The organism is Arminella tubonensis (genome assembly GCF_003240585.1).
GTDB classification, from domain to species: Bacteria; Pseudomonadota; Alphaproteobacteria; order Rhizobiales; family Rhizobiaceae; genus Rhizobium; species Rhizobium tubonense.
The window spans coordinates 217,219-235,404 of record NZ_PCDP01000001.1; the positions used below are offsets into that span (position 1 = coordinate 217,219).

An 18,186-nucleotide genomic window follows, 5' to 3' on the forward strand; every position below is an offset into this window, starting at 1 on the left:
CATGGCAAAGCCGCTTCGCATTCTTCATTGCTTCAGGTCGCCCATCGGCGGAATTTTCCGCCATGTCCGCGATCTGGCGGAAGAGCACAGCAGAGCGGGGCATGAAGTCGGCATCCTATGCGACAGCACGACAGGCGGCGAACACGAGGACGGCTTGTTCGAGGACATCCGGCCTTTTCTATCCCTCGGTCTGACACGGATACCTATCGCCCGGTCCATCGGACTTTCCGATGTCGCGACATTGTGGAGTGGTTACAAAACGATCAAGAGTTTGCGGCCGGATGTGCTGCACGGGCACGGCGCCAAGGGCGGCGTGCTGGCGCGCATCATCGGCTCAGCCTTGCAGGTGAACAGGTATCGCGTTGCCCGCATCTATACCGCGCATGGCGGAAGCCTTCACTTCTCGCGTTTCTCTCTGCCAGGTCTGTTCGTGCTGCCGGCGGAACGCCTGCTGGAGCGCTTCACCGATGCGCTGATCTTCATCTGCGATTTCGAGCGAAAGTCCTATGAGAGGAAGATCGGAGTGCCGATCACCAGATCACAGCTGATCTACAACGGCATCAGCGAAAGGGATTTCCGACCTGTGCCGAGCCGTTCGGATTCGGTGAATTTCATATATGTCGGCATGCTGCGGGACCTTAAGGGTCCCGATCTGTTTGTGGATGCCTTCGCCAGAACCGAGCGACGGGTCGGACGGCCGCTGTCCGCCTTGATGATCGGCGACGGGCCTGACAAGGAAAAATACAAAACCATGATGACGGAACGGGGCCTCGGCCACCGGATCGGGATGCTGCCGGCCATGCGCATCGAAGAAGCCTTCGGGATGTCGCAGAACATCGTCGTTCCCTCTCGGGCCGAATCCATGCCCTATATCGTTCTCGAAGCTCTGGCGGCGGGCAAGGCAGTGATCGCGACAAGGGTCGGCGGCATTCCGGAAGCGCTCGGACCAATGAGCCCCGGCCTTGCCGAGCCGAATGACGCCGACGATCTGGCGCGCATCATGGCTGAAGCGATCACCGAACCTCGCTGGCGTGAAAAGACAATGCCGGAGGCCAAGATGATCCAATCGGTGTTCTCCGCACGGGTCATGGCGGCGGATGTCCTAAAATTATACAATGAAATACTGGGTATTTCGGCCGAAGCATAAAATGCGACTCATCTTCATAAGCGTGCATTAGGGGCCTTTTGCTAGAGCTTCGCCTGGGCAATGACCAGGTGAAAAATCGATGACTAAAATCGAGAAGCGCGAGCAGTTCGACCTCGAAAATCTCCGCAAGCAGGTCGCGCAAGTCCGGGCTCGCGAGGCAGGCGAAAAGGTTGAGCAAGACAGCGGCATCAACTCTTTCGCTCGTCAGATCGCCGATCAGCTTCGCGAAGGCAATTATACGCCGACGATGATTATCGGCCAATTTCGCCTCTTCGAATTCCTGTCCCTGCTGGTCATCGGCATCGCTGTCTTTCACCTCCACATGGGCTTCGGGACGAAACTCTTTCTGGTGCAGGCAACTGTCGCATCAACGGTTTCGGCGCTGACGATCGCTATCCTTCAAATCGGCGAGGGCTACAGGCTGCCTGCCCTGCGTGCGCGGATGCGGTTTCTGCCGCGCATCCTGATGTCCTGGGCGGTTCCGCTTGCCGCGCTTGCGGCAATCACCGCGCTGCTGGGGGCCGATCATATCTACTCCTTGCGCCTGATTACCGCCTGGTTTCTGGTCGGCGCGGCCTTTCTTCTGATCGAACGAATTCTCTTTGCCGTCGGCATCCGCCACTGGGCGCGAAACGGCGTGATGGAAAGACGCGCGGTGATCGTCGGCGGCGGTCAGGCCGGGAAGGAATTGATCCGGGCGCTCGAAAATCAAACCGATAACGATATCCGCATTTGCGGTATCTTCGACGATCGGGGCGAGAAGCGCTCGCCCGTCGTGGTCGCCGGCTATCCGAAGCTCGGCACGGTGGCCGAACTCGTCGAGTTCGCCCGGCTGACGCGCATCGACATGCTGATCATCGCGCTGCCCATGAGCGCCGAGGCCCGTATACTTCAGCTTTTGAAGAAACTCTGGGTGCTGCCCGTTGACATCCGCCTCGCGGCACACGCCAACAAGCTGCGCTTCCGTCCCCGCGCCTATTCGCATGTCGGCGCCGTGCCCATGCTCGACATATTCAACAAGCCGATCCGTGATTGGGATTCCGTCGCCAAGCGGATCTTCGACATCGCCTTCAGCGTGCTTGCGCTAGTTCTGCTCTGGCCGGTGATGGTCGGCGCGGCCATCGCGGTCAAGGCGACCTCCAAGGGGCCGGTGTTCTTCATGCAGAAGCGCCACGGCTTCAACAACGAGATCATCAATATCTTCAAATTCCGCTCGATGTACACCGAGATGTCCGACCCGACGGCGCGCAACGCCGTGACCAAGAACGATCCGCGCGTGACCCCGCTCGGCCGCTTCCTTCGCAAGTCCTCGATCGATGAGTTGCCACAGCTGTTCAACGTCCTGCTCGGCGACCTGTCGCTTGTCGGCCCACGGCCGCATGCCGTGCTGGCGCAGACCCAGAGCCGTACCTACAGCGATGTCGTCGAAGGCTACTTTGCCCGCCATCGCGTGAAGCCCGGCGTTACCGGCTGGGCTCAAATCAACGGGTGGCGCGGCGAGATCGACAATGACGACAAGATCAAATTCCGGACCGCCTATGACCTTTACTACATCGAGAACTGGTCGCTGCTGTTTGACCTGAAGATTTTGTTCCTCACCCCATTCCGCCTTCTCAACACGGAAAATGCATATTGAGCGCGATCGCACCCAGCAATGCGAGGGTCACGCAACCGCAGCTGGCCACGCTGCGTCTTGCCGGCACGGCCTGTGTCGCACTCGGCGTCTTCCTCTCTGGTTTCGTGATAGCGGAGCCGGCGCCCTATGAGCTGTGGCTTGCGCTCATCATCGGTCTCTGGTTCATCCTGGGCCTCAGGATTTCGCGCAGCGTCGCGCCGCTTTTGGCGCTATTCTTGACCTTCAACGTTGGCGGCATGCTGTCGCTGACCCAGATGCGCGATCTCGGTGGCGGCCATCTCGACGGGCCGATCTACGTCGCGGTTTCCACTTTCCTGGCGCTGAGCGCCGTGTTCTACGCGGCCATCATCGAGGACAACGCGAACCGGCTAAAGCTGATCTTCAATACCTGGGTCATCGCTGCCATCATCACCGCAAGCCTTGGTATCCTTGGCTATTTCCATGCCTTTCCGGGCTTCGGCATCTTCACGCGCTATGACCGCGCCATGGGTGCATTCCAGGATCCCAACGTCTTCGGCCCCTACCTGGTCGCTCCGACGCTTTACCTCATTCACGGGATTCTGATCGGGGATATCAAGAAGGCGCCGCTGAAGGCGCTGGGGCTTTCCGTCCTCGCCTTGGGCATCTTCCTGTCGTTCTCGCGTGCTGCGTGGGGCCTATTCGGCTTTTCGGCCGTCGCGCTGATCTTCTTCATGCTGCTCAAACATCGCAGCAACACGTTTCGGCTGCGCATCCTGGTCATGTCTTTGGCCGCCATCCTGCTGATGGTCGTCGGACTGATCATCGCGCTGCAATTCCATCAGGTGAGCGACCTGTTCTCGACCCGGACGCAGCTCGTGCAGGACTATGACGGCGGTCACCTCGGACGCTTCGAACGTCACCGGATCGGCTTCATGCTGTCGATGGAACGGCCGCTCGGTATCGGACCACTGGTCTTCAGCACGCTCTTCCGCGAGGACGAGCACAATATCTGGCTGAAGACGCTGACCACTTACGGCTGGCTCGGCTTCACCTGCTGGGTCAGCATGATCTGCTGGACCATCTATATCGGCTTCCGCAACCTCCTGAAGGAGCGTCCCTGGCAGCCCTTCCTGATGATCGCCTGGATCGTCATCCTCGGCCATGTCGGCATCGGCAACGTCATCGATACCGACCACTGGCGACATCTCTACATGCTGATCGGCATCGTCTGGGGCTGCGGCGCGCTGGAACAGCGCTACCAGTACCGTCTCGCGCGGGGGGAAATTGCCAGATGAACGTCAATATCCGCCTCAGGCGGCTGTCGCTGCTCCAGGTCCTCGAGCCGAGCGGCGGCGGCTCCGGCCGCCACTTTCTCGATCTCTGCCGGGCGATGCAGCACCGCGGCCACTCAGTGACCGCCGTCTATTCCCCCGTTCGCGCCGAGGACCGCTTTGTCGCCGAGCTCGAAGGATTAGGTCTGGATGCCGTGCACCCGGTCGACATGCAGCGATCACCGGGGCTTTCCGACATTTCGGCGTGGCGGCAGATCAGGCGCATTGCGCTCGCGCATGGACCCTTCGACCTTATCCACGGCCACAGCTCGAAGGCCGGCGCCCTCACCCGTCTGCGCCTGCCGGGCCCGCATACGCCGGTGATCTACACCCCACACGCGTTCCGAACGATGGACCCGACGCTTGGATCGAAGGGCCGGGTGATCTTCGGCGGCATCGAGCGATTGCTCGGCACCCATTTCTCCGATCGCGTCATCTGTGTTTCCCGCGATGAATATAACCACGCCTTGTCGATCGGCATCCCGGAGCAGCGGCTTCGCGTTGTCGTCAACGGCGTCGCGTCGCCTCCTGTTGGCCAGCGCGCCGCGATCCGGGCGCGCTACGGCATTCCCACCGATGCCCTCCTCTTCGGCTTCGTTGGACGCCTGACGAGGCAGAAGGCACCCGAGCGCATTGTCGATGCCTTTTCACGGATCGCCGCCAGACTGCCGAACGCGCGTCTCTTGATGATCGGCACCGGCGAGATGGCCGCCGACATCGAAGCGCGGATCATGGCGGCCGGGCTGACGGGTCGCGCCCAACTTCGAAGCGACATCCCGGGCCCCGCGGCAATAGACGCGTTCGACGTCGTCGTCATGCCGAGCCGCTATGAAGCCATGTCCTATGTGATGCTGGAAGCCGCGGCTGGCGGTAAACCGCTGCTACTCACCGATGTCGGTGGCGCCCGCATGGTTCTCGATCCCGGCAGGAATGGACTGATGATCGCCAATACGGACGATCCCTCACCTCTCGCCGATGCGATGCTCGACTTTGCCAACGCGGAAAGACTGCAGTCGTTTACTGCCGAAGCGCGACGTCGCAAGGATCGTTACACGATTGCCGGCATGGCCGATCAGACAGAGGAAATCTATTTCGATCTGCTTGGCTATCATGTGCCTGCCCTCTTGCGAAAGTCCGAAAGAGCCCTAGAATTTCAGGCATGATAACAGCAGCACAAATACGTGGCGCGCGCGCCATGGTCGGGTTAAGCACGGAAGACTTGGCGGCTGACAGCAAGCTGCCGGTCGCCTCCATCCAAACCATCGAAAGCGATATTGCATCCGCCGATGCCAAGGCGATTACGGCCGTTCGCGCCGCCCTCGAGGCGCGTGGCATCCTGTTCCTGCCGAGTGGCAGCCAGGATTCGGGCGGACCAGGCGTACGCATGAAGTCGTGGGACGAGGAAGAGGGCATCCGGCCTGAAAACCTGAACGCCACGAACGACGACTGAACCCGCAAGCAAAAATTGCAACGAGCCCTGGAACGAAAACGCCTTGAGCGCGTTTCCGTTGCGGAATCATCATCTTGTCAGGGGACAATCATTGAATCGTTCAAGCGGACTATATCTCATCATCGGCGCACTCGTGGTTGTCGTCATCGGTCTTGGCACCTACCTCTATCGTGAGGAAAAGAAGCCCGATGGCATACAGATGAATATCGACAAGAACGGTGTCTCCGTACAGCAGAACTAGCCGTCAGACACTCCGAAACCGACCCCTAGAGCCGGCCGAGTTTCCAGGATTTGATGAGCTCTTCGGCCGCGGAAAGCGCCGCCGGCAACATAAAGCGCTCCGTCTCGTTGGCGGGGCGCTTTGCTTTTGTAGGTTGCCCTACCGGCATGCCGTGGCCAAATCCATCCAATACCACCAGTTCGACGATCGGCACCCCGTTGGCATCCAGCCACTGCTGGCGATTTCCGCCGTCGAAGTTCTGCTTCTTCGGCTTCGCCGTCTTCTTCAACCCGTGAACGCCAAGCCACTGCGACACCGACGCATCGGCATTGCTGCTCGACACCACCCGATCAGCGTTTCCGTGCCAGATCGAAACGGCCGGAAACCTCGGAGCTTCGGGAGAGACCTGCTTCACAAATTCCGCCCACTCCTGAGGTGTGCGGCCAGGGGCATTGTTCATTGCGGACATCGCGGACATGGCATCACGTGCCGCTCCGAATGGCAGGCCGGCAACGATTGCGCCCGCGTTGAAGAGCTCCGGATATGTGGCAAGCAAAGCCGATGCCATGGCGCCGCCGGCCGAGAGCCCGACCACGAAAATCCGGTTCGCATCGATCGCGTGCCGCTGGGACACGAACTCGATCATTTCATGGATGGATCCGGTCTCGCCGCGATCACGCGCAACGGCGCTGGGGCGAAACCAGTTGAAACACAGATTGGCATTGTTGGAGGGCTTCTGCTCTGGATAGAGAACGGCGAAGCCATTGGCACGCGCCAGGGACGTCCAACCGGCCGCCCGGTCGAAATCCGCTGCGTTCTGCGTGCACCCGTGCAATACGACGACGAGGGGCATGGCCCCGACTACCTTTTCCGGCACATATTCCAGCATGCGGAGATTGCCCGGATTGCGCCCGAAACCGGTCACCTCTGCAAGGCGCTGCGCCGCCGTGCGCGGTTTTGCCTTGGCCGGAGGAATCAGGCCTGGAAAGACGAACTTTTGAAACTGGGTGGGGTCGACAAGAAGACGGGTCAACCGCCTCGGAATTTTCAAACGCATGAAAGACGATATCCTTTGAGAATGGGCGCAGCTCGACTGCCTCGGCCGCACCTCCCCGAAGGAGATCCCTCGGACCACAACTGTATTTGTGCACTGCAGCATCAATAGGGCAATAGAAAGCCCGCGAACATGCATAAATAGGATTAGCCGTCGCCAATGATAGCGGCAGTGACCGCAAAGCTTGTGACGAAGGCTTCGAGCCACCAAATTCCGCATTAAAATACAATTTTAGGTTATGCAATAATAATAATAGGTTCAGCGGAACATGGCATACATTGACGACACGGAGGGTTACCTGTGAAGAGAGTTAGCATTGTCGCCGCGACGAGTGCGCTGTTGTTTTGTTCCACTATCGCAGCGTCAGCGCAGAGCTTTCAAAATCTGCCCCTGCGCAACAACGGTCAGCTGCCGGAAGGCTATATATCGGTCCAGGCGGGCTTGTCGTTCAACGTTCCACTCAAAGATGTGAACGACTATGGGCAGGAACAGACTGAAGCGGCCAAGACGTTCTATCGGATTGCGGGCAGCTATTGCACGACCCTATTGGCCACCGTTGCCGACAGTTGCGAGATCAAGAGCCTATCCAGCAACGCGGATGTACAAAATTTCGAGGGCCGCAGCCCGAACCTAACCGTGCGTGGCCAGATCACCATGGCGATCAAGCTCAAGCCGGCGACGAAGCAGCCCAATTGAAACAGCTTATCCCCGGCCGCGGGCACAGCCTGGATTTGCCTGGCTGTCGCCGGCTGTTCCGATCGATCCAGCAGACGTCGGCGCAGTGCGCTAAGCACTCTTGGCGAAATAACGTTCTTCCGGAGCGTGCTTGTTAAGATCAGTATTCATCTTCCGCAGAACAAATGCAGCATCGAGAAGAATGGCTGCAGTTTCGTGGTCCGGGGCGCTGGACATTCCGTCGGCCAGACTTCCCAGCTTGCTTGCCGCCAAAGATGTCGGCACTGCAAAACGCTCGATATGACTGAGAGCGGCCGCATCTGACAATTCTCCGATCATGACGGCAGCGCGACGGACGAGAAATCTTCTTTTGTCGGTCGGCGTACCCTGAACATCGGCGGCAGCGTTGAATAGTACTCCAATAAACTCGGAAAGCATACGCATACTCCTGACACAACTCGCCTTACGTTAGGCTTAGCTACTTTACGTTAGGTTAAGCAAAAGTAAACGTCTTTTTTGCACCCGATTGTAATTAGCCTTTTATACTTCGCCACTGCGGCGCCGCTCTGTGTCAGAGCGAGATTGCACTTGCTGAAAGTGGCACGGAATCCTCATTTCCTTGTCTCGGTACGATACAGATTTGGTTCGCGACGGATGGAATGCTCATCTGCCGCGATGGTTCCTGGCAATAGGATAGTGATCGCGGCCGATAGAGACCGCGCTGTTCGTCCTGGTCGGCGCTTCACATATTTCGCGCCTGGCCAGTGGCGGTTTTAGGACGTGAACGGCAGCAGGGCCCTAATTCTCGGGTCGCGCAGATATAGGCCACCCCACGTCATCACGCCGAGAGCCAAGCAAATCAGTTGCGGCGGCGTGCCGATTTCTCCGAGCCGGAAATGCGTGCAGATGGCGCCTCCGAGAAAGCCGGTCGTCAGGATCGCGCCGAGGACTGCCGTGCGTGGGAAGATGTAGAGCAAGGCGCAAACGAGGATGATGATACCAAGAAGCGGCGCCTGGCTCGGCGGAAAGCCGGTGAGTTCCATTTCGGCGCTCATCGTGCCGGGCGACAACAGGTCGATGGCGGCGTCGGCAAACAGCGCCAGCGCAACAACCCCGGTAAGAGCCCATCCCACCCAGGAGACGTTCCGTTCGACAGCAATCTCAGCCATTTATCATCCTCCGCAAATCAGCCACTGACGTCCACAAACACACGCCAAATGAAACGCAGTGCCGCACCGAGTCAACTGGCGGTGACCTTCGCCTTTTCTATCAAGCAATAGCGCCAACTGATCGAGACTACGGGTGCGGCCGCATGGAGGAGAGCCATCGTCTCGTTGATTTCGACCCGAAGCAGCCCTAGCAACCGAGCAATTCAGCGAGGTTGTCAGATGCGGCTCGTTGTCTTCGATGATTTCAGTCGCCCGCCGAGGCAGGATTGCGATTGGCTATCTGGGGGATTGGGCCAATTATCGCTAAACTATTGATTTCGTTGGTCGGGGCGACAGGATTTGAACCTGCGACCCCTTGACCCCCAGTCAAGTGCGCTACCGGGCTGCGCTACGCCCCGACCTGCCGAAAACGGCTTGATGGCATTAGTATTTTGGGTTTGGGAGCGCAAGCGAAAAATGCAAAGTCGGAATAAATATGGATAGAGTACCAACCGGCTGACACTTGAATGCAGGCCTTTTACTTCGAGACGCAGCGCGGGGGGCCGTCGCTGCGAACGCCGAAGGGAGCAGACGGCAAACTTATTCCGTGTTTTTCTCTCCTGTCACAACTTTTATCGATCTTTCCCACCGCTTGCCTATTGGCAATGTCTCAGGTTGGCCCACATTGTTCAAATAGCGACGTTGAGGGGACAAGTCTCCGTTTGATGGCGTCGCTGGGGATGGTTCAAAGGAAAGGAAGCCTATCATGGGAATTTTCGACAAGATCAAGCATGCGATCTTCGGCGGTCCGGCAAGCGCGGCGCAAGCCGCTCCAACGACTGGTGCTGCGGCTCCGACCGCGGCCAGCGCTCAAAGCACGCCGGCAACGACGTCTACAGCTTCGACACCGTCATCGAGCGCCGCTGCTCCGGCCGCGTCACCTGTGGCGGCGAGTGTCGATGTAACCGCCATTCTCGATCAGGCTGTCGCAGCGAGCGGACAAAAGCTGGATTGGCGCCATTCCATCGTCGACCTGATGAAGGCTCTCAAAATGGACGCGACGCTTGCCGAGCGCAAGGAACTTGCAGCCGAGCTTCATTATACAGGCGATACGCACGATTCTGCGGCAATGAACGTGTGGCTGCATAAGGCGCTATTGAAGAAGCTGGCCGAAAACGGAGGCAAAGTCCCGGCGGACCTGATGGATTGAGCCAAGCGACATGACTGACTCGGGTGCTTGCGGCCGGTAGCGGGCTTGTCTTCGGTGAATTGCTCGCCGGCCAATCAGATCACCAGAAAAACACGGGTCGCCGGTTATCATCGGCGGCCCTACCTGCTCTACGGATTGCAAAGTCTGAAAATTGGATTCTGCCTGTCTAGTCAGCCGTGCGGTTCTTATCCGTTTTGTGAGAACCGAACAGATCGCCCATGACGAAGGATTTGAACAACGTGCCGTTGGCGTCGTCATCGCTGTAGTAATCGTCGGAGCCGTGCGCCTGATGGCCGCGCCTGTGACAATTGTGGTGATGGTCGTTGACGTTCAAAATGTCCCAGCGTGTCGGAGCGGCCAAATCCGGCATCGTAATTGCCCAGGCGGGCGCTGCAGCTGTCGTCGTGCCGAGCGCAACGATGATTGCTGCCATCTTGAAAGCGGATCGCTTATCCATGTCCTGTACTCCGTGAATGGTCGCAAACGCGAAACGTGGGGGTCGCCGTCAAGGTTCCAGATATCAAGGGCCGACGTCGACCAATCTCGAAAAATAGCGCGTGGCGGCAGCGAAATTCGCTGCCGCCACGAAAGATCAGACTTTCTCTTTTTTCTTCACAGGCGTTTTCTGTACCGGTTCTACGGGAGCATCCGGCTTGGGGGCGAGGAGTTTCCGCAGCGAACTGATCTTGTCCTCCACCAGTGGGCGGAAGCGGCTGGCACGATATGGCATATCCGCAGCACCGTAGCCCTCCGGGCCGTCATCATTGCCGCGATGGATTTCCTCGACCTTGATGCCGAGGAACTCGCCGTCGACATAGTGCTTGTACATTCCCACCCACCGGATGGTGTAGATCTGCCCCTTGCGGATGATCTGGTCGATGCTGACATTCTTGAACTTGTCGTCGATGCAGACGACCTTCTGGCCGACGTAGAAATCGTTCATGCTGCAGTCCTCGCGTCCTCTTCGTCCTCGGTCATTGCTACATATAGGGTGCGTAGGTCAACAATTCCGTAGCGCCGTCCCCGTGGAACCGCTGTGACTGCCTCCCTTGTCGGAGCCGAAGTAGCAATCGCCGCCGCCACACGATCGGCGTGTCGCAACTGCCATTCGATCGAGGCGAACCTGTCGGGAACCGATACGGGGCTCAACGGTTTACCTCGCGTCAAAGGAGCAATCACATGGCCAAAGACGATAAGACACTTCACGCCGGCTTTACGGGCTCTCCTCTCGATAAGCAGGATGGGCTGAAAGGCCGGGCGAAGAGCGCTGCAGCATTGGTAAAAAGCGAGGCTGGTGCTGTCAGCGCTGTAGCGGCGGATCATCCGCATACCGCGTCAACTTTGCTGATCGGGATAAGTGCCCTCGCCTTCGGACTAGGCTACCTGTTGGGACGTACCAGCAGCGACGACAGCAGCCGACGATACTGGCGATAGATCACCACGTCACGCCAACGATTGGCAGACGTCGACCCACCTTGCGCCGACGAGTTCCGCCATGCGGTTCGGCGAAACCCGGACGGCGGCGTTGACCGCGCCGGCAGCCGGCACGACTTCGCTGAAGGAGCGCAGCGATACGTCGCAATAGACGGGGAGTTCCGAGGGTAGTCCGAAGGGGCAAACGCCGCCGACGGGATGGCCGGTCGCAGCAACGACCTGTTCCGCATCCAGCATCCGCGGCTTTCCGCCGAGGACGTCCCTGAATTTCTTATTGTCGAGCCGTGCGACGCCGCTGGTGACGACAAGCATAATCGTTTCCCCGACCCGGACGCATATCGTCTTCGCAATCTGCGCCGGCTCGACCCCATGCGCTTCAGCTGCCAGCGCCACAGTTGCGGAGCTGGATGCCGTCTCGATGATGTCTATGTCAGGGGCGCGCAACGAAAAGAAGGCGCGAACAGATTCCAAGCTCATGCGAGCAGACTAGCCAAGCCCGTCATATGCTGCAAGGGAGGTGCGCAGCGGAAGCCGTCGGAACTTTTCCACCGGTCGCGCGTTCTCACACCGGATTGGGAACGGTGTTTTTTATGGCAAAACATATTGAAAGCAATATTGAAGAGACGACTTATCGTCGCATCTGGAGCGTCGCGGATTTTGCGCGGCGCTATCGTCTGAGCAAGGAAGAAGAAATCAAGCTGATTGCACTGTTCGGACCATTCGCAGGCGAGCACGAATTGCTCATGAATGCCCGCCGTTCGACCGTCTTCAGATAGTCAGCCACTACGGCTTGCAAGACGACCCGCACTCGTGGGCGCGGGTCCTACCGATACACAGGATCTGTTGGCATCAGTGCTTGTTCTTGTGGCTCTGCTGCCCTGGCTTGGACTGCTGATCGCGGCTTGCGCCCCGGCTATCCATGGTCTGCTCGCTCGCACCCGATGCAGCGCTTTTCTGGTTTTTGTCGCCGGCACTTTTGTGTTTTTGCTGAGCGGACTTGCCGTGCTGCTCGTGAGAACCGCCGTGTTGGGCCATTTCTGTGCTCCTTGGGTTGCTGACCTGAGGCCGACATCGACCTCGGAAAGCATAACCAAAGCAAGCGAATGCGGTTCCGCAATTAATATTTCGTGATTGATCGCCTCAGTTCGGATGATCGCAAAAAAGGCCCGGCGTGAAGCCGAGCCCCTCTCTGATCAGGTCAGAAATTGCGCTCGAACCGCAGGATGCCTGCCCACTGATCGGTGTCGGCAGCGTCCCAATCCGTGTAGGACACTTCCGGTTGGATCAGCAGGTTCTTGACCGGATACCATTGAACGTTCGCAGTGGCGGCGAAGATCTTCGTATCGGTGTAGGCGAACTGCGCGTTGGCTGAGAGCTTGTCGTTGATCGGCGCGGTAAAGCCGGTCCAGATCGCCCAATCGCCCCAACCGCAATCCGCGCGGTTGACCGGGCAAGCCGCACCATCCGAATTGAGGTTGGTGCCGGCATATTGGTTCAACTTGTCGCCATCGGTGTTCCAGCCGGCCATGAAGAAGGTTTTGAAGCCTCCGAAATTGGCATCGAGGCGGGCCTTGATTGCGCCCTCTTCGACGACAGAGTCGTAGCCGCCGATGACCTTGATACCCCAGGTCCCTGCCGTGTAGCCGGCGCCGGCCACAACGTCAGGCGCATAGTGATCACCCTTGGCAGTGACCCAGTCATGAGTGGCGGCCGGGTTGGCGTCGCCGAAGTACGTGCCGTTGCCGCTGGAATTGGAATCTTCCAGCGAGATCACGGCTGTGAAGCCATTGCCTGCATCGTAGTTGTAGGTCAGCTGGTTAAGCTCATACGGGCCGTCGTAGATGACGTCGTCGTTGGCGACGTTGCCGGCATAACCGACATAGAGATTGTACTGCGAGTCGAGCTTGCCGACCGTAAAGCCGCCGAGGCTGATATTTGCGAACAGAAGCTTCGAGTTCGTGTTGCCCCCATCGTTCCATTCCCACCGGAAGATCGTGTTGGTCTTCAGGGCACCATATTCGGTGTCGGTGGCGGTATCGATGTTGAGCTCGGTTCGATCGTGCCACATCGTTCCAACGTGGCTCTTCGCGTCGTATGCGTCATACCATTCGCCTTCGGTACGAACCTTCCCGCCGACCTTGAGGCAGGTTTCCGTACCGGGGATATAGAAATAGCCCTTGCCGTATGCATCACAAATGCGAACGTATTGCAGCGGCTCCGGTTCGGCCGCGACGATAGCATCGGCTGCGTGCGCACCGGATGCAGCAGCCAAAGCCGCTGCAGAGCCGAAAAGAAGGCCCTTTATGTTCATGATAGCTCCAATTTGAATATCTATCGGGTGCGGGCTTTGCGCTTCGGAAACGACGTGCCGAGTCATGACCCGATTTGATGATCCTTTACGGATAAGACGAAGCACCTTGGCTTCGCGCCGGAAATTGGACCCGCTTCCAAAAATTGACAAGTTAATAAGTGAAGCGAACTAAATTTGCCTGCCGCACTTTGCCTCCGCTGTTGCAAAAACATCACGCTCGTTTTCGACCGTGCAAAGCCGTCAGATTCACTGGGTATTTTAGCGCCTGCTCTGGGTAGCGCCATCAAGAACTTCCCGCAGTTTATGGGCGAGTTGCTCCAGCGTGAACGGTTTGGCGAGCAGGGACACACCATGGTCCAGGACGCCATTGTGTACAACGGCGTTGCGGGTATAGCCCGTGGTGTAGAGAATCTTGATGCCCGGCGCTTTTGCGATGGCCATGTCGGCCAGCTGGCGGCCATTCATCTCTTGCATGACGATGTCCGTAAATAACAGGTCCACTCGCGGTTGACGGTCCAGCTGTTCCAGCGCCTGCTTGCCGCTAGCTGCGGCGATAACGAAATAGCCGAGCTCCTTGAGGCTATCGACGGTCATGTGGCGGACATCCTCGTCGTCTTCTACCACGAGAACAATGTCATTGTTGCTGCCTTGCGGGATCGGCGCTGCCGCATCGAGCGCGAGCTTGCCATCCTTTGCAGTGCCGAGGTGGCGCGGCAGGTAGATCTTGATCGCTGTGCCGCGATCAACCTCGGAATAGATCGCCACGTGGCCGCGACTCTGCTTGACGTAACCGTAGACTTGGCTGAGACCGAGCCCGGTGCCCTTCCCCGGTTCCTTCGTCGTATAGAAGGGATCGAATGCGCGCTCGATCACGTCGGGCGGCATACCGGTCCCCGTGTCCGTCAGGCTGATCATGACGTACTGGCCCGCATCGACCTCGGTATGCTTGCGAGCATAGCGGTCGTCGAGTTCGGCATTCGCAGTTTCGATGGTCAGGTTGCCGCCGTCGGGCATGGCGTCACGAGCATTGACGGCAAGGTTCAGTATCGCGTTTTCGAGCTGACTGAGGTCGGCAAATGTCGACCAGAGACCGCCGGCCAGCACCGTCTCGATCCGCACGTTCTCGCTCAGCGAGCGGCGCAGGAGCTCCGACATTCCTCCGACGAGCTTGTTGGCATCGATTGCCTCCGGAGCCAGAGGCTGGCGTCGCGAAAATGCCAGGAGCCGCGCCGTCAAGACCGCTGCCCGCTGCGCGCCATCCTTGGCGTTTTTCAGCGAGCCGACAAGCCGAGGGTCCTCGGTGCCGACAAGGCGGCGTTCGGCGAGATTGATGCTCCCGATGATGATGGCCAGCATGTTGTTGAAGTCATGGGCGACGCCTCCTGTCAGGTGACCGATCGTTTCCATTTTCTGGAGTTGGCGCAGTTGTGCCTGGGAAGCCTCGTGCTCCGCGACCTCCTTCTTCAAGGCGGCCGTGCGCTCTTCCACCATGCCTTCAAGCGTATGATTGAATTCGGCAAGTCGCGCCCGCAATTCGGCCAGCTTGCGATAGGAAGCGAGAATTACGCACATCAGGCCGACCATCGCGACCGCATTGAGAATGAAGACGCTCAGCCCTACCCACTGCTCAATGCTCCCCGGCCAAACGGAACCGATGGGCGGCAGGAAATATTTCTGAACAAGATAACCTGTCAGGCAGGCCGCAACGATGCCCGGGCCCATCCCGCCCAGAAAGCTCGAGATCAGGATGGCGGGCAGAAAAGTGAGAAACGGAAATCCGTTGAGAGCCTCACCGATCGAGAATCGGATCGCCAGGGTCACGCCGACTGCAGCGATCGCCACGGGATAGCTCAACCATGGGTTCCGGCGCAGGGAATCGGTCGCAGCGATCAAATCCATTCAGCAAAATTCCTCGGCACAACCCTTGGTAAATTGAAATTCAAAGCCAAACTTTTGCATAGCACAATTGGCCGCGCAAGATAGGGTTGCAAATCACGGCACCGGTTGTTGCCCGCTTGACGGCTCCGGTTTTCAGTCCAAATAAGGCTTGTAGTGCAAGCAGGAGTTACGTCATGGCCGGGGCTAACGGAAAAATTCTGATCGTGGAGGACGACGCACTGATCGCCATGCTGCTGGAGGACATGCTTTCAGAATTGTCTTATGAAGTCGCCGGCGTGGCGGCTGGTCTTGAGGAGGCACTGACACTTGCCGACAGCGTCGTCTTCGATGCCGCCATTCTCGATGTATCCCTTGCGGGCCGGAGTTCGCTGCCGGTCGCCAAACTGCTCGACGAAAAGGGAAAGCCATACATTTTCGCCACCGGCTATGGCAGCTTGCCCGACGGCATGGAGGAGAGTGGCAAGCATGTGCTTGGCAAGCCGTATCAGCTTCACGAGCTAGAGACCGCCCTTGCCGGTCTGCGGATCAATAGCTGATATCGGGTCTCAACGGACCTGGTCGAGCAGGCGCTTGCATTCCAGCAGATCGTAGAGTGCCTCCTGCAGCAGGGCCCGATCCTCCTTGCCGACGCTCGATTTGCCGATCGAAATCTCCGGGGTATCCTCGTCACCGCTGACGAAATTGAAGAAGCGCCGGCTTATCGGCGCCTTGGCGCGCCCAACGATCTGATCGTCGTCCGGGTTGGCAACGCGCGGCTCCGGGGAAGTTGCTTCCTGGGCGGCAGCCAGCGCCTCGACGCTTGCCAGATCGCCATGGCCGACGGCGACCACGAATTTGTTGCCGTTGGTCTTCAGCAGCTTCTGGACGCCCTTGATCGTGTAGCCGTGATCATAGAGAAGGTGCCGAATACCCTTCAAGAGGTCGACGTCTTCAGGGCGATAGTATCGCCGGCCGCCGCCGCGCTTCATCGGCTTGATCTGCAGAAAGCGCGTCTCCCAGAAACGCAGGACGTGCTGCGGCAGATCAAGGTCATCCGCGACTTCGCTGATCGTGCGAAAAGCATCCGGACTCTTGTCCATCGTCGTACTCCCAAGCGGACGTCCTCGCACCAGTTGTGCAACGACTCACCATATTTCAACGGTTTGACGGGAGGAATTCAAGTTGTTTGTTGGCGTGTTCACAGCAAAGCAGTGAATGAAAGTATCACATGGCCCGGAAATCAGCCGTGCTGTCTCGTCGTGAAACGATGGAAATGTCTTGGTGAAACGATATTCAGGGAGCGGGATTTGCCGGACGCGCCTTGGTCTTGCGGACCGTATGAGCCTTCAGGATGCGGGTCTTCAGGACATTCGACGCCTTGAACGTCATCACGCGCCGAGGCGAGATCGGCACCTCTTCGCCGGTCTTCGGATTGCGACCAATGCGTTCATTCTTGTCGCGCACCTGGAACGTCGCGAAAGATGAGAGTTTTACTGTTTCGCCACGAACAATGGCGTTGCAGATTTCGTCTATGACCGTCTCGACAAGCTCCGCCGACTCAGTCCGGGACAGGCCGACTTTCCGGAACACCGACTCCGCCAAGTCTGCCCGCGTCACTGTCTTCGCCGTCATAGTTCCCCGCCCATTTTTAAACGCATGTTCAGTAAGTCGCACGAGACTATTGCCCTTGCGCCAAACGGTCAAGCTCTTGTTCGGAATCAGATTTTAGTGGTCGACGCCCCTACCAGCGCAGGAGAACCGCACCCCAGGTGAAGCCGCCGCCCATCGCTTCGAGCATCACCAGATCGCCTCTCTTGATGCGCCCGTCGCCAGCCGCCACCGCCAAGGCGAGCGGGATGGAGGCAGCCGACGTATTTCCATGCATGTCGACCGTAATCACAACCTTTTCGGGTGCAATTCCAAGCTTCCTTGCCGAGCCGTCGATAATGCGTCGGTTGGCCTGGTGCGGCACCAGCCAATCGAGATCGTCGGCAGTGGTACCGGTCGCATGGAAGGCTGCCTCGATCACATCGGTGATCATGCCAACCGCGTATTTGAATACCTCGCGGCCCTCCATGCGCAGACGTCCGACGGTCCCCGTCGACGACGGTCCTCCGTCGACAAAGAGCTTCTCCTTGTGCGCGCCATCAGAACGCAGGCTGGCGGTCAACACGCCGCGGTCGGCAGTGGTCCCCTCGCCGGTCGCCGCCTCGAGGATCAGCGCGCCTGCACCGTCGCCGAAAAGGACGCAGGTCGTCCGGTCCGTCCAGTCGAGAATGCGTGAAAAGGTTTCCGCACCGATGACGAGAACGCGCTTGGCCAACCCGCCCCTGATATAGGCATCAGCGGTGGTCATCGCATAGACGAAACCGCTGCACACCGCCTGCATGTCGAAAGCAAAGCCGTGATGCATGCCGAGACGATTTTGAATATCGACCGAGGTGGCTGGGAACGTGTTGTCCGGCGTCGAGGTGGCAAGGATGATGAGGTCGATATCGTCGGCTGTCAGGCCAGCATTATCGAGCGCAGCCCGAGCCGCCTTCTCGCCGAGGGAAGCTGTCGTTTCGCCCTCGCCCGCGACATAGCGCTGCCGGATGCCGGTGCGCTGGACAATCCACTCGTCGGAGGTATCCACGACGCTTTCCATCTCGCGATTGGTCATGACACGCTTTGGAAGTGCCGACCCAAAACCGCGAACTACTGAACGGATCATTCTGACTCTACCCCGTCG

At 58.7% G+C, this 18,186-nt stretch carries 23 protein-coding genes and 1 tRNA gene; 11 read left to right on the forward strand and 13 right to left on the reverse strand.

What is annotated here, in order from left to right; all coding sequences use genetic code 11:
• Position 1 precedes the first annotated feature (1 nt).
• From CPY51_RS01145 to CPY51_RS32655, 6 genes are all read left to right on the forward strand, one after another.
• Entirely contained in the window at positions 2-1,147 is a 1,146-nt protein-coding gene (locus tag CPY51_RS01145; RefSeq protein WP_111158214.1) for a glycosyltransferase family 4 protein, read from the forward strand.
• A 79-nt stretch (positions 1,148-1,226) separates the two neighbouring features.
• A complete protein-coding gene (locus CPY51_RS01150; RefSeq protein ID WP_111158215.1) occupies positions 1,227-2,783 on the forward strand; it encodes an undecaprenyl-phosphate glucose phosphotransferase in 1,557 nt (518 codons plus the stop codon).
• Positions 2,780-4,039 (forward strand): O-antigen ligase family protein, encoded by a 1,260-nt coding sequence (locus CPY51_RS01155; RefSeq protein WP_111158216.1) that lies wholly within the window; start codon positions 2,780-2,782, stop codon positions 4,037-4,039. The genes CPY51_RS01150 and CPY51_RS01155 overlap by 4 nt, the downstream gene beginning before the upstream one ends.
• On the forward strand, positions 4,036-5,238 hold the full coding sequence (locus tag CPY51_RS01160; protein WP_111158217.1) for a glycosyltransferase: 1,203 nt from the start codon (positions 4,036-4,038) through the stop codon (positions 5,236-5,238). Before CPY51_RS01155 ends, CPY51_RS01160 begins: the two co-directional genes overlap by 4 nt.
• On the forward strand, positions 5,235-5,525 hold the full coding sequence (locus CPY51_RS01165) for a helix-turn-helix domain-containing protein (RefSeq protein ID WP_111158218.1): 291 nt from the start codon (positions 5,235-5,237) through the stop codon (positions 5,523-5,525). Before CPY51_RS01160 ends, CPY51_RS01165 begins: the two co-directional genes overlap by 4 nt.
• 91 nt (positions 5,526-5,616) lie before the next feature.
• Positions 5,617-5,766: a hypothetical protein gene (locus tag CPY51_RS32655; protein WP_195909384.1), complete on the forward strand. Its 150-nt coding sequence runs from the start codon at positions 5,617-5,619 to the stop codon at positions 5,764-5,766.
• Positions 5,767-5,791: 25 nt separating this feature from the next.
• On the opposite strand, the gene CPY51_RS01175 is transcribed toward CPY51_RS32655, so the two are convergent.
• Positions 5,792-6,802: an extracellular catalytic domain type 1 short-chain-length polyhydroxyalkanoate depolymerase gene (locus tag CPY51_RS01175; RefSeq protein ID WP_111158220.1), complete on the reverse strand. Its 1,011-nt coding sequence runs from the start codon at positions 6,800-6,802 to the stop codon at positions 5,792-5,794.
• 297 nt (positions 6,803-7,099) lie between these two features.
• On the opposite strand from CPY51_RS01175, the gene CPY51_RS01180 reads away from it, so the two are divergent.
• Positions 7,100-7,495: a hypothetical protein gene (locus CPY51_RS01180; protein ID WP_111158221.1), complete on the forward strand. Its 396-nt coding sequence runs from the start codon at positions 7,100-7,102 to the stop codon at positions 7,493-7,495.
• Positions 7,496-7,585: 90 nt separating this feature from the next.
• Here CPY51_RS01180 and CPY51_RS01185 read toward each other — a convergent pair whose 3' ends face one another.
• From CPY51_RS01185 to CPY51_RS01195, 3 genes are all read right to left on the reverse strand, one after another.
• Positions 7,586-7,912 (reverse strand): hypothetical protein, encoded by a 327-nt coding sequence (locus CPY51_RS01185; RefSeq protein ID WP_111158222.1) that lies wholly within the window; start codon positions 7,910-7,912, stop codon positions 7,586-7,588.
• A 335-nt stretch (positions 7,913-8,247) separates the two neighbouring features.
• The gene (locus CPY51_RS01190; RefSeq protein ID WP_111158223.1) at positions 8,248-8,643 is read right to left on the reverse strand and encodes a DoxX family protein; all 396 of its coding nucleotides are present in this window, start codon (positions 8,641-8,643) and stop codon (positions 8,248-8,250) included.
• Between the two features lie 321 nt (positions 8,644-8,964).
• Positions 8,965-9,041: transfer RNA gene (locus CPY51_RS01195), tRNA-Pro, on the reverse strand.
• A 347-nt stretch (positions 9,042-9,388) separates the two neighbouring features.
• Here CPY51_RS01195 and CPY51_RS01200 point away from each other — a divergent pair.
• Positions 9,389-9,832: a DUF3597 domain-containing protein gene (locus tag CPY51_RS01200; protein ID WP_111158224.1), complete on the forward strand. Its 444-nt coding sequence runs from the start codon at positions 9,389-9,391 to the stop codon at positions 9,830-9,832.
• A gap of 166 nt (positions 9,833-9,998) precedes the next feature.
• Here the strand turns inward: CPY51_RS01200 and CPY51_RS01205 are convergent, their stop codons facing one another.
• Entirely contained in the window at positions 9,999-10,289 is a 291-nt protein-coding gene (locus CPY51_RS01205) for a hypothetical protein (RefSeq protein ID WP_111158225.1), read from the reverse strand.
• A gap of 135 nt (positions 10,290-10,424) precedes the next feature.
• The gene (locus CPY51_RS01210) at positions 10,425-10,775 is read right to left on the reverse strand and encodes a CAP-Gly domain protein (RefSeq protein WP_111158226.1); all 351 of its coding nucleotides are present in this window, start codon (positions 10,773-10,775) and stop codon (positions 10,425-10,427) included.
• Positions 10,776-11,011: 236 nt separating this feature from the next.
• On the opposite strand from CPY51_RS01210, the gene CPY51_RS01215 reads away from it, so the two are divergent.
• Positions 11,012-11,266, forward strand: a complete 255-nt coding sequence (locus tag CPY51_RS01215; protein ID WP_111158227.1) for a hypothetical protein — start codon at positions 11,012-11,014, stop codon at positions 11,264-11,266.
• Positions 11,267-11,275: 9 nt separating this feature from the next.
• On the opposite strand, the gene CPY51_RS01220 is transcribed toward CPY51_RS01215, so the two are convergent.
• Positions 11,276-11,743, reverse strand: coding sequence for a YbaK/EbsC family protein (locus tag CPY51_RS01220; protein WP_111158228.1), 468 nt, complete (start codon positions 11,741-11,743; stop codon positions 11,276-11,278).
• Positions 11,744-11,856: 113 nt separating this feature from the next.
• Here CPY51_RS01220 and CPY51_RS01225 point away from each other — a divergent pair, with 113 nt between their 5' ends.
• Positions 11,857-12,042, forward strand: a complete 186-nt coding sequence (locus tag CPY51_RS01225; protein ID WP_111158229.1) for a hypothetical protein — start codon at positions 11,857-11,859, stop codon at positions 12,040-12,042.
• Between the two features lie 73 nt (positions 12,043-12,115).
• Here CPY51_RS01225 and CPY51_RS01230 read toward each other — a convergent pair whose 3' ends face one another.
• The 3 genes from CPY51_RS01230 to CPY51_RS01240 form a co-directional block, all read right to left on the reverse strand.
• A complete protein-coding gene (locus tag CPY51_RS01230) occupies positions 12,116-12,301 on the reverse strand; it encodes a hypothetical protein (RefSeq protein WP_111158230.1) in 186 nt (61 codons plus the stop codon).
• Positions 12,302-12,464: 163 nt separating this feature from the next.
• Positions 12,465-13,577, reverse strand: a complete 1,113-nt coding sequence (locus CPY51_RS01235) for a porin (protein ID WP_111158231.1) — start codon at positions 13,575-13,577, stop codon at positions 12,465-12,467.
• A 258-nt stretch (positions 13,578-13,835) separates the two neighbouring features.
• The gene (locus tag CPY51_RS01240) at positions 13,836-15,476 is read right to left on the reverse strand and encodes an ATP-binding protein (protein ID WP_111158232.1); all 1,641 of its coding nucleotides are present in this window, start codon (positions 15,474-15,476) and stop codon (positions 13,836-13,838) included.
• Between the two features lie 173 nt (positions 15,477-15,649).
• On the opposite strand from CPY51_RS01240, the gene CPY51_RS01245 reads away from it, so the two are divergent.
• Positions 15,650-16,012, forward strand: a complete 363-nt coding sequence (locus tag CPY51_RS01245) for a response regulator (protein ID WP_111158233.1) — start codon at positions 15,650-15,652, stop codon at positions 16,010-16,012.
• Positions 16,013-16,021: 9 nt separating this feature from the next.
• On the opposite strand, the gene CPY51_RS01250 is transcribed toward CPY51_RS01245, so the two are convergent.
• The 3 genes from CPY51_RS01250 to CPY51_RS01260 form a co-directional block, all read right to left on the reverse strand.
• Positions 16,022-16,555, reverse strand: coding sequence for a MerR family transcriptional regulator (locus tag CPY51_RS01250; protein ID WP_111158234.1), 534 nt, complete (start codon positions 16,553-16,555; stop codon positions 16,022-16,024).
• Positions 16,556-16,748: 193 nt separating this feature from the next.
• The gene (locus tag CPY51_RS01255; RefSeq protein ID WP_111158235.1) at positions 16,749-17,087 is read right to left on the reverse strand and encodes an integration host factor subunit alpha; all 339 of its coding nucleotides are present in this window, start codon (positions 17,085-17,087) and stop codon (positions 16,749-16,751) included.
• 109 nt (positions 17,088-17,196) lie between these two features.
• Entirely contained in the window at positions 17,197-18,168 is a 972-nt protein-coding gene (locus tag CPY51_RS01260; protein WP_111158236.1) for a beta-ketoacyl-ACP synthase III, read from the reverse strand.
• Between the last annotated feature and the right edge of the window lie 18 nt (positions 18,169-18,186).

What these genes read in the sequence shown, in the direction of transcription:
- CPY51_RS01145 (WP_111158214.1), top strand. Translation starts at nt 2, where the DNA reads ATGGCAAAGCCGCTTCGCATTCTTCATTGCTTCAGGTCGCCCATCGGC.
- CPY51_RS01150 (WP_111158215.1), top strand. Translation starts at nt 1,227, where the DNA reads ATGACTAAAATCGAGAAGCGCGAGCAGTTCGACCTCGAAAATCTCCGC.
- CPY51_RS01160 (WP_111158217.1), top strand. Translation starts at nt 4,036, where the DNA reads ATGAACGTCAATATCCGCCTCAGGCGGCTGTCGCTGCTCCAGGTCCTC.
- CPY51_RS01165 (WP_111158218.1), top strand. Translation starts at nt 5,235, where the DNA reads ATGATAACAGCAGCACAAATACGTGGCGCGCGCGCCATGGTCGGGTTA.
- CPY51_RS01175 (WP_111158220.1), bottom strand. Translation starts at nt 6,802, where the DNA reads ATGCGTTTGAAAATTCCGAGGCGGTTGACCCGTCTTCTTGTCGACCCC.
- CPY51_RS01185 (WP_111158222.1), bottom strand. Translation starts at nt 7,912, where the DNA reads ATGCTTTCCGAGTTTATTGGAGTACTATTCAACGCTGCCGCCGATGTT.
- CPY51_RS01190 (WP_111158223.1), bottom strand. Translation starts at nt 8,643, where the DNA reads ATGGCTGAGATTGCTGTCGAACGGAACGTCTCCTGGGTGGGATGGGCT.
- CPY51_RS01200 (WP_111158224.1), top strand. Translation starts at nt 9,389, where the DNA reads ATGGGAATTTTCGACAAGATCAAGCATGCGATCTTCGGCGGTCCGGCA.
- CPY51_RS01205 (WP_111158225.1), bottom strand. Translation starts at nt 10,289, where the DNA reads ATGGATAAGCGATCCGCTTTCAAGATGGCAGCAATCATCGTTGCGCTC.
- CPY51_RS01210 (WP_111158226.1), bottom strand. Translation starts at nt 10,775, where the DNA reads ATGAACGATTTCTACGTCGGCCAGAAGGTCGTCTGCATCGACGACAAG.
- CPY51_RS01215 (WP_111158227.1), top strand. Translation starts at nt 11,012, where the DNA reads ATGGCCAAAGACGATAAGACACTTCACGCCGGCTTTACGGGCTCTCCT.
- CPY51_RS01220 (WP_111158228.1), bottom strand. Translation starts at nt 11,743, where the DNA reads ATGAGCTTGGAATCTGTTCGCGCCTTCTTTTCGTTGCGCGCCCCTGAC.
- CPY51_RS01225 (WP_111158229.1), top strand. Translation starts at nt 11,857, where the DNA reads ATGGCAAAACATATTGAAAGCAATATTGAAGAGACGACTTATCGTCGC.
- CPY51_RS01230 (WP_111158230.1), bottom strand. Translation starts at nt 12,301, where the DNA reads ATGGCCCAACACGGCGGTTCTCACGAGCAGCACGGCAAGTCCGCTCAG.
- CPY51_RS01235 (WP_111158231.1), bottom strand. Translation starts at nt 13,577, where the DNA reads ATGAACATAAAGGGCCTTCTTTTCGGCTCTGCAGCGGCTTTGGCTGCT.
- CPY51_RS01240 (WP_111158232.1), bottom strand. Translation starts at nt 15,476, where the DNA reads ATGGATTTGATCGCTGCGACCGATTCCCTGCGCCGGAACCCATGGTTG.
- CPY51_RS01245 (WP_111158233.1), top strand. Translation starts at nt 15,650, where the DNA reads ATGGCCGGGGCTAACGGAAAAATTCTGATCGTGGAGGACGACGCACTG.
- CPY51_RS01250 (WP_111158234.1), bottom strand. Translation starts at nt 16,555, where the DNA reads ATGGACAAGAGTCCGGATGCTTTTCGCACGATCAGCGAAGTCGCGGAT.
- CPY51_RS01255 (WP_111158235.1), bottom strand. Translation starts at nt 17,087, where the DNA reads ATGACGGCGAAGACAGTGACGCGGGCAGACTTGGCGGAGTCGGTGTTC.
- CPY51_RS01260 (WP_111158236.1), bottom strand. Translation starts at nt 18,168, where the DNA reads ATGATCCGTTCAGTAGTTCGCGGTTTTGGGTCGGCACTTCCAAAGCGT.